We start from the raw sequence: 17,061 nt of genomic DNA on the forward strand, positions 1-17,061 counted from the left end.
ATGTATCCGAAACAAATAAACTTAGATTGGTGGAATGACCTTAGTGATGCTTGGCAAAATGCATTGATTGATTTTTACAAAAATCATCATGATATGACATTCACACCTGAAAACTTTGATTGGCAATCATTACAAGAAATCACAGTACTTTCTCTATCAAATTTAGATAGTCCTGACCCTCTAAATGACTTTACACATTTAAGAGCATTGTCATTATATTCTTGTCATTTACGGGATTTACATGCCATTTCAAATTTAGAACAGTTAGAGTTTTTAAATATTTCTTGTGCTCCGATTTCAGATTTAGAACCCTTAAGATTATTACCTAACCTGAAGGTATTATCACTCAATGATCATCTTATTAAAGACTTTTCAATTCTTGGTGAATTAACACAGGTGAAGGGTTTTGACCTTGAGAGTAAATTCAATGGTGTTCGTTCATTGAAAATGCTTGAAGGGAAGATGAATGTTACAAACCTTTCTGTTTTTGGTTCAAAAAAAATCAAAAATTTACCTAATCTAAAATCAGTTACTATTGCGGGCAAAAAAAGAGCAACAATAGAAAATTGTCCTAATATTGAAACACTAGATATTGCTCCATCATATGATTTAAGAGAAGGTTTTGATTGTAGTAATTTAGGTGAAATACCGAATTTAAAAAAACTAAATATATGGAGGTTTAATACTTCTATCGAAGAATGGTTTGCATCAAATACATTTGAAGAATTAGAAGTATTAACGATCAGTTCAAGTGTGAACAAAATTCTTACTTTAGAATGGCTCACTCCTCAAAAATTCCCTAAACTCACGACGTTATTTATTGGGGTTTCAGCTCATATAAAAACTATTCCATACCCACTTCCATCTATTAATCGTTTTGGGTATAGGTTTATAGAATATTCAACTTCGTATGAAGAAAATATCCAAGAAAGTGAGTGTCGAACATATTTTCCAAATGCATCTTTTATTAAGGATGATATAAGTGGAGAGAGAATTAAACTAATTTCTGCCTGGAATTTTTATCGATTTACAAAAGGGACTTTTGATGAGGAAATACCAGAGGTATTGTTTTAGGTTGATTATATCCTAATATTTAATGACTTCATATGTATTTAACTCAAGCAAAAAAATACCCACCGATATTAGTTTTTATACTAATTCAGTGGGTATTTTTTCATCTAATTACTTCAATAATTTGCCCTGTTTGCGCAATGAAGAGGTTATTGATATTCCTTTTGATAAAGGAGAAATTATAAAAGAAGAACCTATTCAGAAAGTAATAGATGTTCCAGAAGATTTTAAAGAAAAATTAAATAAGCTCCAGGTTCGATTAACTGAAATTGGCTTGGCTCAAGATGTAATTCATATTGCTTTAGAGCGATACGCTAAAGATCCTAATTCGGGGGCGTTCCGGATACGTGCCGAAACGGCAAGAGCTAACATATTTAACAAACAGCTAAAATTAGGTACTATAAAAACATTGTTATCAAATATGTGTTTTTAAATACGTATCGTGTGATTTTTAATATTAAAACAGTTATTCCTTTATCTTATGTTTAATTAAAAACCATTTTGTGATTCTAAAAAACTAAACATTAAAAACTGCGTTTTTGATACCTTGAAGGGTATCTTGCCGTTTTTGTGCGTAAGTGGAACGTGGGTGAATAAAACCTTCCTCATTCACTTCATATTGAATCCTCCCATCAACAATCAATGCTACATCTTCAGAAACAAAAAACACCTTAGAAGCTCTAGCTCCCTCTTCCCATATACTCCAATAAATATGCATGATATAGTCATCATTTGGTAGTTCATCTATTGTGAAATAACCTGTTGATTCTTCAATTAAGATATCTCTGGAATAATGAATAATTGTAGAGTTTTTTGTGTCAATATACCCTTCTTCTTCATCTTGGTAGATATAATTATTATACAGCTCAATATGAAACTTGACTCTGTAGTAATGGCTATATTCTTTTGGAATGGAATAGGTAAAACTAATTTCCCTTTGTGAATCTTTAGGTATTATTTCTGTAGGAACAGTAATATATGAGAAAAAGCATATCATTAATGATATAAAAATAAATCGTTGTAGCATGAGATTAGTTTTTAGTTTTGTTAGTGCAAGATATAATTTAAAATGCTTTTAATAATAAAGTGTTTAGCCTTTTTTCAATTACCTACTTTTCGTAACTTCCCCCTTCTAAAAACCAACTAAATATTTCTCATGCTAGCGATCAACCACCTCTGCGGAGGCTTAACATTCACAGCTACATTCTGTTCATTCCAAGACATAAATATTTTCGAGAAGCCTGAATATTTGGCTTTAACTGTTTTTGGGGCGTTAGCTCCAGACATTGATAATACAAAATCTCTTATTGGAAAGCTCTTCTATCCAATTGCTAAAAAGATCCAGGAACATTGGGGGCATCGGACCGCAACACATAGCTTTTTAGCTTGTATAGTTTTTACAATGTTCTTTGCTACAGTCCAGGCGTTAACGGGTGCAGAAAATCTAACTACAATTGCTTTCTTCTCTTATTTATCGCATCTCATTTTTGATATGTGTACAAAGTCAGGTCTTCCTTTTTCTATCCTTTGAATCGTTATAGATGTGTTCTCCCTGCTAATCCAAACTTGCGTTTAAGAACAGGAGATGTAAAACAAGAAGCGATTGTTTTCTTTTGCTTTGTGCTTCTAAATTTACTTTCAATGGATCTAGTGGCTAATGGTTTCTGGTCTACTTACAATAAAGCATTTCTTACTTTTTCTCATATCAGAAGAGAGCTAATTCATAATCCTAAACCATTAGAATTAACATTACAGAACAAGACAACTGGAGCAATTAAAAAGGCTTTTGTTGTAGAAGCTAAGGAAGAAAAGGCTGTTCTTTTAGATAGTATTCATTTCTTTGAAGCAAGTGCAGAAGTCTATACTATTTTAGACTTTGAACATATCAATACGAAGAAAGAAGAGAAGATAATTTTTGAGAGGATTTCTGTTGATAGTATTGGTCAATTGCTAAGAGCATGTTTGGAAGTAATTAGGAGTATTAATTCATAAAAAACAATCATTGTTATCTTTGATTATTATCAAATAAATCAAAGTATATGCAAACAAGATTCACACCTCTGAAAGAGCACCAATGGCAAGTTTTAGAAGAATCTTAAAAAAATAATAGACCAAAAAAAATTATGTCTGCGTTCAGTTATTGACGCTATACTTTGGATTACTCGAACAGGCTGTCAATGGCGAAATTTAGACAGTCAATATCATAAATGGGAAAGTGTATATCATTATTTTAGAAAATGGAAAAATGATGGAACTATTGAATTGATTAACTTAAAGTTAGCTACAAATGATAGATTGTATTCAGGTCGTAAAAGAAGCCCTTCATTACTAGCTATTGATAGTCAAAGCGTGAAATTATCCCCCTTTTTAAATATTGAAAGAGGGATTGATGGACACAAAAAAATCAATGGATGTAAACGACATATTATTGTTGACTCAGAGGGTCGTTTTTTAGGTATTCATATAGGTCCCGCAAATCAACATGATGGAGCTGGAGGAGTAGAATTATTACCAAAAATTGCTTTGATATCAGAACGCTTAGAGATTATAAAAGAGGACAAAGCCTATGGAGGTCTTTTTAAGAAAAATGCAGATTTATATGGATTTCCTGTAGAAACCAAACAAAGACCTCCATCAAAAGAGAAAGGATTTATCCCTGAATTCAAAAGGTGGCAAGTAGAAAGATCTTTTGGATGGCTTAACTTTTTCCGCAGATTATCAAAGGATTACGAAAGACTCCCAAAATCACATATGTGTTTTATTTACCTTGCAAGTATTACAATGTTAATCAACAAAACATGAGAAATTTGTTCCAAACATGCTCTAAGGAAACTTCAACACTAGAATCTGACCAGGATAAATCTTTGAGATTACGTACATAATAGCTATGTTTCTCATTACTTTCTGTATGACAACAAGGACATTTTCCAGAAGGAGATATAGATTTTAAATGAATGATTCTTTTCTTTACAATATTAGATTCATCGACAGAGAACCCATCAAATTCAAATGAACCAAAACTAGAAAAGGTAGAGAGTGATATCATAATAACGAAATTAATAATATCTTATCTGCTAAATGTTAAAAAAGCTTTCCACCAAAAGTGAATCAGAACCGGGTCCACTAATAAAAGGTATAGAAAGGCAAAATTACCATTTTTAGAAAAACAGATGATGATATTCAATGAGTAATAAATGATGAAACACCCTATTATCACCAAATTCAGAGTAAGTTCTAATCTCCAATGTCCTATTTAAATGCTTTTGCTACAAAAAACACGTCCTTCAAATAAGTGAGGTTTATTGAAGCTTATATTAAGTTACAGTTGATTGAATAATAAATCTTCTAGATTTAATTCAGCCTTGTCTCCATTTTTATAATTAATTTTTATAATTCTATTTTTTTCAATTGATGCTGAGTAGATAATTTTTTCCTCAGAAGATGATAATAGAACTTTACCTTCTTTGGTGATTATTTGAGTATCATCTCCTTTTTTACCCACCAAGAAACAGTATTTAAATTTTTTATCGGCAGAGTATATAAATAATAAATCATCAAACCCTTTAAGTAAAACTTTATTGTATTTTGTAATAAGTTCAGAAGTGTTTTCTTTAGTTTTGCCTATATAATACTCAGATTCTTTTCTTAAAATTTTATATTGAAATGGAATTATAATGTGTTCTTCTTCATAATCTTCTGATACCAAACCATAAAAATCACCTCTTTTTTTAACGCTAAGTTCTTCAGGTATTTCAATGTCTATTTCTTTTTGATGCAAACCCAATGTAAAGCCTGATTCAACAAAAGAGGAGATATATTGACCACTATTTACATCGTAAAGATCAATATGGTACAATATATCCTCAGAAGGAGGGTATGTGATTATAAAAGGAGGTTGTAAAAATGCATAATACAAACCTTTATAATTGCCTTTATTCAATGATATTAGTTTTATAAGTCCCTCTTCTTTCGGTTGAATCAATTTTTGAATTTTATCTTGTGTTAAAAGAGTATTGTATTTTTTTATTGGAAGATTATATGATTCTTCTTGGTTTATTTTGCCATTGTCATCCAATGTAATGGTCATAATATTGTAATAGGTGAATTTATCAAACTTGAGTGAGAACGAAATGTGATAGGTATTTTCTTCCTTGTTTTTCTTATCATCACTCAATAACAAATAGTTAAAATAATATTCCCGATTGATTCTAGTTTTAAAATAGTTGACCACCAAATGTTTTTTTATGATGCTTTCACTAAAGTAGTTGGATAAATAAAGTTTAGCATTTTCTATTGCTTTTACAATGTTCTCATCAGCTTGATATATTTTACTTCCTTTTTTTAATAGGCCATCTGATGTTGTTAGATTTAAATTATGATAACGGTAAGTTTCCCAGAAGTTAACATCGTATTTATCAACCTTAAAAGGGTCAAAGTTTTTACTTAAAATTGCTTTTGTTTCATAAGTCAAGGAATCCTTTAAGAACTCTTGCAAGTTATAAATTTGTCCTTTTACTTCTGTAAGAATTGATCTATCTTTATAATAACTTCTTTTATTAAAAAAAAAATCCTTTCCATAAATATTTGTTAGTACAACTCTATTATTTTCATCTAATTTTATTATCTCATATTTTACAAGTTGACCTTTGTGATAAGAGGAGACTTCTTTTGTTTTCTGTATGGTATCATGATTAACAAAAGTCGAATCAATTTTTATTTTATTCTTAGGTTGAATTTTTTTAGACTGAGCCAATGAAACTTGACTCCAAATAAGTAATAGTATGATAGCAAGTTTTTGCAAGTTCATGATATAAAAAAGTTTGTTTAAAATTTATCTGTATAAACATAGTAAGGTTAAATATAAAGAAACTTTACAATATTATGTACTACGTTTTATCTAGAACCCCTAGCAGGCAACATAATAGTTTAGGAAATTATTTAATTATATCTTTTATGAACAACACTATCATGTATCTAGATGTTTAAGCATTTCATTGCAAAAATGTGTTTTAGTAATTCGAATGATATATTCAGCTACTAAAGCAAAATAGAAATTAAAAGTTTTTGTATTTGACAAAACGTTATAGAGGCCCCTCCATGATTCTTACGACGATGTACCAGATTACTATTTTTTAGGTACTTATTAAAAATAATTTACTATTGAATAACTGATTTACAATTAATTAAAATTATTGGATTTTTATTTAAAAACACTTCTATGTAAAGTTAAACAAATGTTAATATAAACCCGTATATGTTAGATAATGAGTTAGTTATAATACCATCTGGTACATGGTCGTAAGAATCATGGAGGGAGCTCAATATTAGGTCTAAATCAAACATATTAAAATAAGTTAAAATAATCTATTTATGTGAGTGTTACAAAACTGAGTGGCCCTTCACAGTAAGAATGATGGAGGGACCTCAATATTATCGGGAAATACCCCTGAACCAAATAATTATATACTTTTCAAGTATTTGACTTCTTGTAAGTAATACATTTCCGTCCCCCCATTAGTAATACCACCGCAATTCCCATAATATTTTGCACCATAACGCTTATTTACATCATGAAACATTTGCTCTTGGATATATGCTTCACGTCTTGATGGATATGGTATATTTTCAATTACCTTAATACTTTTAATAGATGTACCATATTGTGAAGACCTATGGTGAGTATCGTTTGCTATCCCAACCTTACCTAATTTCATTCCAGACTTTAGAGTAATTTCCAAAGTATACAAATACACTATTTCCTTAAGATGACCTTCTTCAAATAATTTCTGAACCTTTGCTTCCCTAATTTTATCTTTACGACTCTTAACATGACGACTACCATGAATCCCTATTGGGGTTTCTTTAATTTCTCCAACTTCACTTTCTTCTATTTCTTCCAGTATTTTAATTCTTCGTTCATTCCAGATTAAGAAGGCAACAAACAGTGGTAATAAAGAAATGACAAACATCATTTTGAAAAATGTGGAATTATCCATGACTTTTGAATTTGAATATTAAAAGTTTAGTTTATTTACCAATAAAAAGTGAATCAGAAATCCCAAAACATGGGTTTAGTAGACACAAATAGAAACTTCCTAATTACTTTTTGATATATGAATTAATGTTTTGAGTTCATCTGTAATCAGACGACCTTCACACACACCTGTTGGATGTGTAACAATCATAACTACTCCACCATACTCTAATTCATAACAATAACACATAGTATATTCTGATTTTAAAATTACAGGACTAATAAGATGTTCCTTTCTCCTTAAATCCATCATATTACTTAAACTCTCTCTACTCACATTATCAAGGGAACCATTTACTCTGTATATATGAGCTAGGGTCGTTCCATTAGCAGAAAAAAAAGAACTCGTACCGATAGTTATGTCATCCACTTTGAAAGGGTATTCTACTCTTTTTAAATCCATTTGAATAAGTTGTCTACACAAATCTTTTTCAGTTGGGTCTCCTGCATAAGCAGAGAATGAAACAACGAATAATAAAGTGATTGTAAATAAATTTTTTATTTTGATTTTTAAAAATATTTGGATTGCTTAATTATCTTGCCCTTTTGATTTCCTTCACTGCTTGAATCTTAACAGCGTTGTTATATCTGTATTTGTTCACAATTGTACGTACACCCAATTGAAATCCATAAACAGCAACAACAGGCGTTACAATTGACGTGTAATAAGGAAGTGCTGTATATAAAATTGGAAGTGTTCCAATGAAGATTAAAGATTCTGTTTGAAGATTATTTGAACGTGTTGCACAAAGTAAAAGCTTTTCTTCATGGGTTAACTTATTGTATCTTTTTGTCTTCAGGAAGTCTTTAATATTTACTTCTTCTTCAGATGTCTTGAAGTATGTCTGATGAATACCTTTTGTACTTTCATATCCTTTGAATGAAAACATATATTTCTTCTTATCACCTGACAAGATTTCAACTTTCTTACCTGCTTGAAAATTGACTTTCATTTTTTGTCCTTCAGGTGTTGACATTTTTGCTATAAAAGGAATTCTTACTGTTAAACTGTCCTGTGCTTTGACTGAACAAACAGAAGCAAGCATAAAAAAGATAAATAATGCACTGATTTGTAATGATAAATTTTTCATTTTCATTTTTAATTTAAAGCGTTATTTAATATAGTACTTATTGAAGCGTTGAATTATTTTCTGTAAAGGTTATATTTATTCCTTAAAAGGATAATTTATTAAAATAATGCAATAATAAACATCTTGATTTTGAGTGTATTATTTTAAAAAATTGGGCTTATTGGACTTTCACCCTTATATCAGGAAACACCCAAAATTCTGATAACATATTATTTTAAATTCAATTTTTAAAGAAGCTAAATATTTAACAATCCTGTATTGTTGTCAGTTTTCCATTATAAAAATATAATAACTTCTACTACTTATATCTCCATAAAACCATTTATGAGATCGATATATAAGCTTTAAAACTGAATTCCTTTTTCATTATATTAAACGTGTATGTATGTAATATTTTTCCTTGGAAAGGATCAAGATTTACCTAAATAAGGTCTTTTTATTATCTCTCTCAGAAATTACATTTGAATATAAACCTGTTTTTAATCTTTTTTCAATTACCTACTTTTATTAACTTCCCCCTTCTAAAAACCAACTAAATATTTCTCATGCTAGCGATCAACCACCTCTGCGGAGGATTAACATTCACAGCTACATTCTGTTCATTCCAAGACATAAATATTTTCGAGAAGCCTGAATATTTGGCTTTAACTGTTTTTGGGGCGTTAGCTCCAGACATCGACAATACAAAATCTCTTATTGGAAAGCTCTTCTATCCAATTGCTAAAAAGATCCAGGAACATTGGGGGCATCGGACCGTAACACATAGCATTTTAGCTTGTATAGTTTTTACAATGTTTTTTGGAACGGTCCAAGCGTTAACGGGTGCAGAGCATCTCACTACAATTGCTTTCTTCTCTTATTTATCGCATCTCATTTTTGATATGTGTACTAAGTCTGGCCTTCCTTTTTTCTATCCTTTGAACCGTTATAGATGTGTTCTTCCCGCTAATCCAAACTTGCGTTTAAGAACGGGAGATGTGAAACAAGAAGCGATTGTTTTCTTCTGTTTTGTGTTTCTAAATTTGCTTTCAATGGATTTAGTGGCTAATGGTTTTTGGTCTACTTACAATAAGGCATTTCTTACTTTTTCTCATATCAGAAGAGAGCTAATTCATAATCCTAAGCCGTTAGAATTAACGTTGCAGAACAAGACAACTGGAGCAATTAAAAAGGCTTTTGTTGTAGAAGCTAAGGAAGAAAAGGCTGTTCTTTTAGATAGTATTCATTTCTTTGAAGCAAGTGCTGAGGGTTATACTATTTTAGATTTTACACATATCAATACGAAGAAAGAAGAGAAGATAATTTTTGAGAGGATTTCAATTGATAGTATTGGTCAATTATTAAAAGGTAATATCCTGGAGGTACAAATTTTTGGTGATAAGGAGTTTGTCTATCATAATCACTCGGTTCTGATATAGAATTATAACAGACCTTAATCAATTTTCACACAGTAAATCAATAATATCACCTCTAACATGTTCTCCTAATAAATCATCATTAACTGATATTATAGTATCATAAGGGTCATCATCGATTTCATTAGGAAGTCATTGTCCTCCTTGACTGACTATTTCATGATCTTGATTATAAAATGAACGAACTATATTTTCTGTTAAATGAAAATAGTATGCCATTGAGATTTCATTTGTGACAAAAGAAAGGCCTCTGTGATTTGGTATATAAACACCTTCTTTATCGATAACGTCATTATAATATGAGAAAATGATTGTTCCTTTATCTCCAAAATAAAGATCAATATAGCCTTCAGGTGTATTTAATAAGAAAACATCATTGTAATCGAATAGTTCATAATTTTCAATTTTGTAATTGAATTCTTTCTCAAATTCTTTTAGTTTTTCGTTATAGTTTTTATTGTCCTATTGAGCTTATAAATAATATTAATATTATTACAGCCTAAAGTTGCAATTGTTATTAGAATTCAAGAAATATAAAAGTACCAAAACTAAAAAAGGTAAAGAGTGATACCATAATAACGAAATTAATAACATCTTATCTACAAAATTTTAAAAAACATTTCTGTCAAAAGTGAATCAGAACCGCCCATAAACAGAATCGGAAAATCTTAATTTCTATTTAGTTTTTTCAATCGAGTTAAATAGGCTTGTTCATAATTTCGCTTTAGTTTCTCTGATAGATATGATTGATTAATTAAAACTAAAACTTCTTCCTTTTTAGATCTCATCAGTGAGAAAATATTATCAATAATCTGTATTTTAATTCCTGCAATTTTACCAAGTTTATAAAATTGCTCATGAATTTTTCCTTTTGTCTGAGAAGGAGGTAATAACCCTTCCTCAAGGGCAAAATCTTTATCTGCTATATGTATGCGACTATTAAGTAAGTCATAAGCAGGGCTCATTTTGAAATCTCCAAATTGAGTTTCAATGAGAGAAAAATTTTTAAAATGAGCATCTCCATTAGACATCAAATAGTTAAATAGTATTAGTTGGAACAACTTTGGAGCCTCGACATGATATGCAGGGACATATTTTTTGAGTAGTTCAAACAATTGAAAATAATTACCTAAATATTTATAATTTTCTCCATGTGTTTGAGGCATTCTTTGTGATAAGGAAGCAAAATCTTCTTGTGCCCATTTTGTACTGTCATTTATAACATCAAATCGTTTTGTGATATAAGCAGGTTCTCCATCGTTAAAAAAAATTAGTGCATTCTCTGCAGTTTCTATATTAAAAACTTGCCTAGCTATTTGCATGGTTAAGTGTTCATTTGCTGGCATTTGTTCAGGATTTTTACCTGCATTGGGTTTAGGTTTAAGAATATATTGTCCTTGTTCACCTTCATTTATTAGTCGAAGTTTATTTATTTCCAATAAAACTGAAAACTTTTCTTGTACGCCTGAAATAGACATTCTCTTTTGATTATTTTCAAATAGCTCATTAGTCACTTCGTTTGATGCAGGTGATGCATAAGGAAGTAAATGACTTACTTTTTTTCCATTAAAAACACGTCTCAGTGCTGTTGATGAGTAGGTTTGGTTTCCTGGTTTTAACGTACCTGGACAAAATTGTATAGTAGGTAAATTCATTTCGTATTTATTTTCATGACTCTAACAGCACCAATAGTATCATTTGAAGCCGTATTTAGTAATAACCCAAAATAATCCGTTTTGTCAATGCGCATAGCATAACATACCACTTCTTTGTTAGTTCCTTCTGGTAGCATATTATAGAAAAATGGGAATAAAAAATTGGCTCTATATTCTTGCTTAACTTTTGGGAGTGTAAGACTGATTGCAGGTTTATCAGATGTATTAAACCATGTATCATAATAGCGGAAAATGAATGAACCGTTATCTAATTGGGTAAGCAGGCCTGCTTCTTCGCCTTTGTAGGTCACTCTTGCTTGTCTCATTTATTAATGATGAAGTGTTTTTACTTTTAATGATAACTCTAACCCCAGTGCATCTGCTAATTTACTGACAGTTTTCAATGTAGGATTACCTTTCCCACTTTCAAATTGTTTTAAGGTCCTTAAACCTACTCCTGATAATTCTGCTAGCATTTCTTGGTTTACTTGCAGTGTTTCTCTACGATTTTTTATCGTTTTAATTAATTCTGAAAAGTGCATCATAACGCTCTATTTATACTAAAAGTAAAAAAAAATCAGAAGAAAACAAAAAAAAGTGCATTATAATACACTTTATAGAATATGTAAGCTCTACCCCTCATTAATCACCTTCTTCAAAGTATGCTTATTAGGAAAGTCTTTACCATCCTTAATAGCCATTCTTACGTTATTCACTTCTGGCCAAATTTTCCATGTTGGGTTTTCAGTATATTTATTCAAGGCTACTTTTATAACACTTTTCTCTAAACCAATCTCCCCTAGCCTCATAGACAGTTTATCTAATTTCTCTTTAAACTCTGGTGATACACTCGGTGTACTTTCATCAAAAAGAGTTTGCTGTGTTGGAGCTTTCTTTGTTATTATTTCGTCAGTTTGTACATCTTTAGTATTACTTGACGTTTTAGGTAGCTTCCCTATTTGCTTTAAGTAAGTCTGTTTTGTCTTTTCGTCAGGTAATACATTATAAACAAGTAATTCTTCTGGAGAAAGTGCTAAAATATCTGCTTCTTCTTCTTTATGTGTACTATCCAACGTAAAAAAGAACGTTAGTTTATACACCTTTTTACCTTGTTTCTCTTCTTCATAGTATCCACTAATGTCTGTTTTCTCATTAATTTCACTGATAGATTTCTCTATAACAGCACGTTTAAACTGAGAATACGTACCATAAGTTTTAACATCTTGAATACCAAATTTGATCTTAAGGTTATCTACTGTAATGGAATATGGTTTATTAAATTTAGCTTGCTGTAAAAGGATTTCATAAAGTCTAATTGCAAAAGAAGACTTCATCTTACTCACTGTAGAATATAGGTATTCTGTATATGCTTCCTTAAGGTCTATAATAAGCGGTTTTAACTCATCATTAAGCTTATAGGCTAATTCTATCTTGTCTATGTCTTTATCGTTGTCTATGCTCCTAGCATCCCCTTGAAGGGTTGGAAAGATCACTATAGACTTAAACTTACCATCTAATTCAACATACAATGGCTTCATTTGCTGTAATGCAAAAAGAGCTTTCTTTGCTTTACGATAGTCATATATACTAGGATTTTTCTTTCCTGTAAATTCACGAATGCTAATAGAATGAAACGTATCTATATCATTTGCCCTTACTGCTTTAGCAATACAATAGATAAACAGTTTCTGTTCCACTGCTGATAAACCCTTTGTTTCGTTGTACAATATGAGTTTACTATGTTTTTTTACTATATCCTGTGCATTCATGATACTTCAGTTGAATCCTATATGTGTATAAACTAACGAAAACGATACGCATAATGCAAGTAAACCATATATTAAATACGTTGTTTTATACACATTAACGTTAATCTACACATCTTAAGCGTTAAACTGTACACTCAACGTTAAACAATACCTGCCTTTACGTTAAACTATACACTATTATTAGTCATATAGTACATTAAATTTCGTTAGTCTATACACATTTAAATAGTAATATTTAGTTGTTATAAACTGTAAATCAATTAGTTATAGTAATTTTTCAAACTTCCTTAATATTATTAATACTTCTAATATTTATTAATCTCTTTATAACTTTAATTCTTATTAAAGAAATCATATTTGATTATTAAGTAGGTTATAAATTGAAATTACTATACAATTCATAACTCATATTTGAGTTATGAATGCAATATATGATACTTTATTCACAAATAAAAGTCATATTTGAGTTGTTTTTATGAAAAAGTATAGCTTATATTGCATATATATAAATCATATATGAGTTATTATAAGTAATAATATGAGTACATTAATAGATAACATTAAATATTTTAGAAAAGAAAAAGGACTATCTCAAAAAGAAGTTGCGGCGAAATCAGAAATTTCCTTAGCAACTTACCAGAGAATAGAACAAGGAACTACTGATGTAGGGATGACTGACCTTTCTAAAATTTCGGACGTACTGGGAATAGGTGTAGATACACTAATGAAAAGGCGTTGTACCATAATTACATTAGCAAATACTAAAGGTGGTAGTGGAAAGACTACTATGGCAATACATATATCAAAACAATTAAAATTACTAACGGGCAAAAAGGTGCTTGCGTTTGATACAGATATTCAGGAATCATTATCAAATGTACATTCTGACGATAGTATAGTTGATTTGGTAACTTTTGATCACACAAAGAAATTTGTGAGTAAGGAATCTTCTATCAGAACTCAATTGGTCAATCTTTCTAAGGAATACGACTATATTATTATTGATACTGCAGGTTCGTTTGAATCTTTTACTTTCCTATCTGCAATTATTGAAATGTCTAATATTCTAATTGTTCCTTTTCAATTAACACGTATGTCTATTTCAGGTACTGAGTTTATTGAGGAATTGATTGTTGAAACAAATGCTCATAGAAGTGAGCAAGGTAAGCTACCTACTAAAGCGGTAGCTGTTGCCACAATGGTTAATAAGAGAGCAAACGAAGTAAAGATATTAAAGGATATTGAGTTTGAAGGAATAAATGTACTAACCAACGTAATTAGTAATTCTGTAGAGTATAGTAGAACAGATGATTTATCTACTTCATTTACAAATGCATCAATAAAAAAAGAATTTGATAAATTTATGGATGAGCTAGAGAAATATACTGGTTTATCTAATTAATACATTTTTCTTAACGATCTAGTATAATACACAATCTATGGCAAATCTTAATATAAATACGAACCGTAAGAAAAAGAATAGAACAGTATTCGATAGGGCTGCCCAAAATGAAGCCTCTATTGATCGTAATAACTATATAGAAAGAAATGGAATCGTAATTCTTCCAGAGTTAGAATCTTATATCAGAAAACAAGATGTTGAAGAAGCTGAATTGTTTCGTGAATCTATAGAAACTGAAGGAATTAGAGAACCGCTTTTGTTGGTGAATATTCCTGGTCATGATAATCTATTGATTGATGGTCACCATAGATATAAAGCTTCTGAGAACTCCCCTACTGTTCCGGTTAAATACATTACTTCGCTAAACACTTTAGATGAGGTAAAAGTATGGATGCTTAAAAATCAGTTAGGACGTAGAAACTTAAAGGATTTTGAGCGTATTGAATTATCAGAAAAGTTATTGAGTTTTAATGCAAAACTTGGTATAGAAAAGCGAGTGCAAAATGCTTCAAAAAACGAAAGTGCAAATTTGCACTTTCGAAATGAGGAAGAAAGTGCAAGCCCTAAAAAAATAGATCATACTCAGAATATTGCAGATACAGCCAATACATCAAGAAGAAATACAGCAAAAGCTCTTAAGATTATCAGAGAAGCACCTGAAGAATTAAAAGACCTGGTTCGCTCTGGAGAAAGATCAATTCATAGTGCATATCAAGAAATTACTAAGAAAGCGAAAGCTGAAAAAGTAGAGAAAACGCCAAAGGTTAATTTAAAAGAAACATCTCTTCAAGAAAAATTGAATGATTCTTCTAATGAAATTACAGCAAAAGGAAAAATTAATACTTTAGATAATACTTATCTATCATTTAAGAACTCTCTATCAAAAGGAAATAAAGAACTAGCGAAAACAGAGCTAGATAATATGATTCATTTAATTAATGAATTGAAAGCCAACCTTTAGAATAAAAAATCAAATATAAAAAAGAGGGAGCCAATACAAATCGCCAAACCCGTATGCACCCCCCTCATAACCTTATACAAAGTTATAATTATGTCAAAAGTACAAAATATTCCGTATTTATTGATCATCGGATTATGTTCTCTTTATTCGATGTATGTAGTTACTCACTTCCTGATGTTCTTAGGGATTGATGAAAAAGTAGCTATGGGAGTCTCAATTGTGATAGCCTATATCACCCACTCTATCATTTTTGATACAGCAAAAACTATTTTTGCAACAAAGAAATTTTCATCCAATATCATTTTAGCGTTAACTTTTTGTGCTTCTATTGTAGTAATGGAATACTATGGTTTGAATCATAAAATCAGAACATCTGAAGTAGACAATACTAAGGTAGAAGTTCTGGGAGCACAATTGGTAAATTTGAGAAATCAGTTAAGCCAAACAGGAGTTTCAAACCATTATGCTAAAGTTGAGTTAAGAAGAAGCCTTAAAGTACAAATCAAGGAAATTCAAGCCGAAATCAAGGGAGCCAAGCTTGAATTAGCTAATCAGAAAGAAACTGCAGATGCTAAAACAGAGATGTTCTCCTTCTACTCTATAATTGTTTTAGTGTTATCAATTTTAGCATCTATTGAAGTAACAAAAGGGATAGATAACAAAGAGTTCAAGCTTGATAGTACAAGCTTATCTCAAGAGATGAAACAAGAAGGAAACCTTAATTTCAAGCTTGAAAACAAGAATAATCAACATCAGATAAGAAGTAATCAATCTATTGGGTTTTCATTTAATGCAGGTACAAAAGAAGAAAGGTTGTATCAAGCTTGGGAAGGTGGAGAAAGAAATATTGCCAAGCTTTGCAAGATGGTGAAGAGTAATCCAGTTTTGATAAAGCAGATGATTTCAGATTTAAGGCTTTCTGATCGTTTATCTTCTTAAGATAGTAGAAGAAGAATTTATTTATGCTTCTCCATTTATGTTTAGAACCAATTATAGTTGGTGAAATATATTTAAAATTGAAGGTACAAGTGAATAATCATTTGTACCTTTTTTCATAAATTGATTTTCATAGAAACTAACATATTGACAAATGGAAAATAAGATACTAGTAGTAGATATTGAAACAACAGGATTCCTTAATCAAGGTGGTCATATTGCTGAAATTGGTATTGTAGAATTGGATCTCCAAACAGGAGCTAAAGAGATAATATTTGATGAAGTTTGCCACGAGAAAGGAATGACTTTGGAGAGTGTTCAAAATAGTTGGATAGTAAGTAATGGTTTTATGACTGTGGAGGAAATTAGACACAGCAAAAACTTGGAAGTATACCGTAGTCAACTTCAAGATATTTTTAATCAGTACCGCACAGGAGCAACAGCTTATAACCGATCTTTTGATTTTGATTTCTTGGAAAGTAGACGTTTTCAATTTCCTGCAAAGCTTCCTTGTCCAATGGAGCTATCAACAGATATTTGTAAGGTATCTTGGAATGACTACTACCAAAAATGGAAATGGCCGAAAGTAGAAGAAGCTTATGATTTTTTCTTTCCTGATAATGATTATACTGAATTACATAGGGGAGCAGATGATGCTTTTCATGAAGCAGATATTGTAATGGAATTGTATAGGAGAGGAGTTTTGGAGGTTTAATCTTTTTAAACC

General features: G+C 30.5%; 19 protein-coding genes. 10 read left to right on the forward strand and 9 right to left on the reverse strand.

The annotated features are described in order from the left end of the window. Positions 1-1,074 carry a leucine-rich repeat domain-containing protein gene (locus KM029_RS26615; protein ID WP_144077387.1) on the forward strand — a complete coding sequence of 358 codons (1,074 nt, stop codon included), beginning with the start codon at positions 1-3 and terminating at the stop codon, positions 1,072-1,074. A gap of 130 nt (positions 1,075-1,204) precedes the next feature. Further along, positions 1,205-1,504: a hypothetical protein gene (locus KM029_RS26620; RefSeq protein WP_144077386.1), complete on the forward strand. Its 300-nt coding sequence runs from the start codon at positions 1,205-1,207 to the stop codon at positions 1,502-1,504. 84 nt (positions 1,505-1,588) lie between these two features. On the opposite strand, the gene KM029_RS26625 is transcribed toward KM029_RS26620, so the two are convergent. Continuing rightward, a complete protein-coding gene (locus KM029_RS26625; RefSeq protein WP_144077385.1) occupies positions 1,589-2,098 on the reverse strand; it encodes a hypothetical protein in 510 nt (169 codons plus the stop codon). Positions 2,099-2,227: 129 nt separating this feature from the next. Between KM029_RS26625 and KM029_RS26630 the strand changes: the two genes are divergently transcribed. From KM029_RS26630 to KM029_RS26640, 3 genes are all read left to right on the forward strand, one after another. Continuing rightward, positions 2,228-2,602, forward strand: a complete 375-nt coding sequence (locus KM029_RS26630) for a metal-dependent hydrolase (RefSeq protein ID WP_144077384.1) — start codon at positions 2,228-2,230, stop codon at positions 2,600-2,602. Between the two features lie 35 nt (positions 2,603-2,637). After that, positions 2,638-3,063 carry a hypothetical protein gene (locus KM029_RS26635; RefSeq protein WP_144077383.1) on the forward strand — a complete coding sequence of 142 codons (426 nt, stop codon included), beginning with the start codon at positions 2,638-2,640 and terminating at the stop codon, positions 3,061-3,063. Between the two features lie 114 nt (positions 3,064-3,177). After that, the gene (locus tag KM029_RS26640; RefSeq protein WP_262712731.1) at positions 3,178-3,873 is read left to right on the forward strand and encodes an IS5 family transposase; all 696 of its coding nucleotides are present in this window, start codon (positions 3,178-3,180) and stop codon (positions 3,871-3,873) included. A 517-nt stretch (positions 3,874-4,390) separates the two neighbouring features. On the opposite strand, the gene KM029_RS26645 is transcribed toward KM029_RS26640, so the two are convergent. From KM029_RS26645 to KM029_RS26660, 4 genes are all read right to left on the reverse strand, one after another. Further along, positions 4,391-5,872: a hypothetical protein gene (locus tag KM029_RS26645; RefSeq protein ID WP_144077381.1), complete on the reverse strand. Its 1,482-nt coding sequence runs from the start codon at positions 5,870-5,872 to the stop codon at positions 4,391-4,393. A gap of 658 nt (positions 5,873-6,530) precedes the next feature. Further along, positions 6,531-7,067, reverse strand: coding sequence for a hypothetical protein (locus tag KM029_RS26650; protein ID WP_144077380.1), 537 nt, complete (start codon positions 7,065-7,067; stop codon positions 6,531-6,533). Positions 7,068-7,166: 99 nt separating this feature from the next. After that, on the reverse strand, positions 7,167-7,529 hold the full coding sequence (locus KM029_RS26655; protein ID WP_144077379.1) for a hypothetical protein: 363 nt from the start codon (positions 7,527-7,529) through the stop codon (positions 7,167-7,169). A gap of 109 nt (positions 7,530-7,638) precedes the next feature. Continuing rightward, a complete protein-coding gene (locus KM029_RS26660) occupies positions 7,639-8,196 on the reverse strand; it encodes a hypothetical protein (protein ID WP_144077378.1) in 558 nt (185 codons plus the stop codon). 545 nt (positions 8,197-8,741) lie between these two features. On the opposite strand from KM029_RS26660, the gene KM029_RS26665 reads away from it, so the two are divergent. Further along, positions 8,742-9,614 carry a metal-dependent hydrolase gene (locus KM029_RS26665; RefSeq protein ID WP_144077377.1) on the forward strand — a complete coding sequence of 291 codons (873 nt, stop codon included), beginning with the start codon at positions 8,742-8,744 and terminating at the stop codon, positions 9,612-9,614. 665 nt (positions 9,615-10,279) lie between these two features. Here KM029_RS26665 and KM029_RS26670 read toward each other — a convergent pair. The 4 genes from KM029_RS26670 to KM029_RS26685 form a co-directional block, all read right to left on the reverse strand. Beyond that, positions 10,280-11,266, reverse strand: coding sequence for a type II toxin-antitoxin system HipA family toxin (locus KM029_RS26670; protein WP_144077376.1), 987 nt, complete (start codon positions 11,264-11,266; stop codon positions 10,280-10,282). Further along, on the reverse strand, positions 11,263-11,592 hold the full coding sequence (locus tag KM029_RS26675; RefSeq protein ID WP_144077375.1) for a HipA N-terminal domain-containing protein: 330 nt from the start codon (positions 11,590-11,592) through the stop codon (positions 11,263-11,265). Before KM029_RS26675 ends, KM029_RS26670 begins: the two co-directional genes overlap by 4 nt. 3 nt (positions 11,593-11,595) lie before the next feature. Next, positions 11,596-11,808, reverse strand: a complete 213-nt coding sequence (locus KM029_RS26680; RefSeq protein ID WP_144077405.1) for a helix-turn-helix domain-containing protein — start codon at positions 11,806-11,808, stop codon at positions 11,596-11,598. A 90-nt stretch (positions 11,809-11,898) separates the two neighbouring features. Next, entirely contained in the window at positions 11,899-13,035 is a 1,137-nt protein-coding gene (locus KM029_RS26685; RefSeq protein ID WP_144077374.1) for a replication initiation protein, read from the reverse strand. Positions 13,036-13,573: 538 nt separating this feature from the next. Here KM029_RS26685 and KM029_RS26690 point away from each other — a divergent pair. The 4 genes from KM029_RS26690 to KM029_RS26705 all read left to right on the forward strand — a co-directional run bounded on the left by KM029_RS26690 (position 13,574) and on the right by KM029_RS26705 (position 17,049). Next, positions 13,574-14,437: an AAA family ATPase gene (locus KM029_RS26690; protein ID WP_144077373.1), complete on the forward strand. Its 864-nt coding sequence runs from the start codon at positions 13,574-13,576 to the stop codon at positions 14,435-14,437. A gap of 37 nt (positions 14,438-14,474) precedes the next feature. Then, complete coding sequence (locus KM029_RS26695) at positions 14,475-15,398, forward strand: ParB/RepB/Spo0J family partition protein (protein WP_144077372.1); 924 nt, start codon at positions 14,475-14,477, stop codon at positions 15,396-15,398. Between the two features lie 90 nt (positions 15,399-15,488). Then, positions 15,489-16,337, forward strand: a complete 849-nt coding sequence (locus tag KM029_RS26700; RefSeq protein WP_144077371.1) for a hypothetical protein — start codon at positions 15,489-15,491, stop codon at positions 16,335-16,337. A gap of 151 nt (positions 16,338-16,488) precedes the next feature. Then, positions 16,489-17,049 carry a 3'-5' exonuclease family protein gene (locus KM029_RS26705; RefSeq protein ID WP_144077370.1) on the forward strand — a complete coding sequence of 187 codons (561 nt, stop codon included), beginning with the start codon at positions 16,489-16,491 and terminating at the stop codon, positions 17,047-17,049. Positions 17,050-17,061: the final 12 nt, after the last annotated feature.

It is taken from the genome of Flammeovirga kamogawensis (assembly GCF_018736065.1).
GTDB classification, from domain to species: Bacteria; Bacteroidota; Bacteroidia; order Cytophagales; family Flammeovirgaceae; genus Flammeovirga; species Flammeovirga kamogawensis.

Bases quoted from the DNA above. Each gene is read 5' to 3' on its own strand.
- KM029_RS26615 (WP_144077387.1), top strand. From the start codon at position 1: ATGTATCCGAAACAAATAAACTTAGATTGGTGGAATGACCTTAGTGAT.
- KM029_RS26625 (WP_144077385.1), bottom strand. From the start codon at position 2,098: ATGCTACAACGATTTATTTTTATATCATTAATGATATGCTTTTTCTCA.
- KM029_RS26630 (WP_144077384.1), top strand. From the start codon at position 2,228: ATGCTAGCGATCAACCACCTCTGCGGAGGCTTAACATTCACAGCTACA.
- KM029_RS26650 (WP_144077380.1), bottom strand. From the start codon at position 7,067: ATGGATAATTCCACATTTTTCAAAATGATGTTTGTCATTTCTTTATTA.
- KM029_RS26660 (WP_144077378.1), bottom strand. From the start codon at position 8,196: ATGAAAAATTTATCATTACAAATCAGTGCATTATTTATCTTTTTTATG.
- KM029_RS26665 (WP_144077377.1), top strand. From the start codon at position 8,742: ATGCTAGCGATCAACCACCTCTGCGGAGGATTAACATTCACAGCTACA.
- KM029_RS26670 (WP_144077376.1), bottom strand. From the start codon at position 11,266: ATGAATTTACCTACTATACAATTTTGTCCAGGTACGTTAAAACCAGGA.
- KM029_RS26675 (WP_144077375.1), bottom strand. From the start codon at position 11,592: ATGAGACAAGCAAGAGTGACCTACAAAGGCGAAGAAGCAGGCCTGCTT.
- KM029_RS26680 (WP_144077405.1), bottom strand. From the start codon at position 11,808: ATGCACTTTTCAGAATTAATTAAAACGATAAAAAATCGTAGAGAAACA.
- KM029_RS26685 (WP_144077374.1), bottom strand. From the start codon at position 13,035: ATGAATGCACAGGATATAGTAAAAAAACATAGTAAACTCATATTGTAC.
- KM029_RS26690 (WP_144077373.1), top strand. From the start codon at position 13,574: ATGAGTACATTAATAGATAACATTAAATATTTTAGAAAAGAAAAAGGA.
- KM029_RS26695 (WP_144077372.1), top strand. From the start codon at position 14,475: ATGGCAAATCTTAATATAAATACGAACCGTAAGAAAAAGAATAGAACA.
- KM029_RS26700 (WP_144077371.1), top strand. From the start codon at position 15,489: ATGTCAAAAGTACAAAATATTCCGTATTTATTGATCATCGGATTATGT.
- KM029_RS26705 (WP_144077370.1), top strand. From the start codon at position 16,489: ATGGAAAATAAGATACTAGTAGTAGATATTGAAACAACAGGATTCCTT.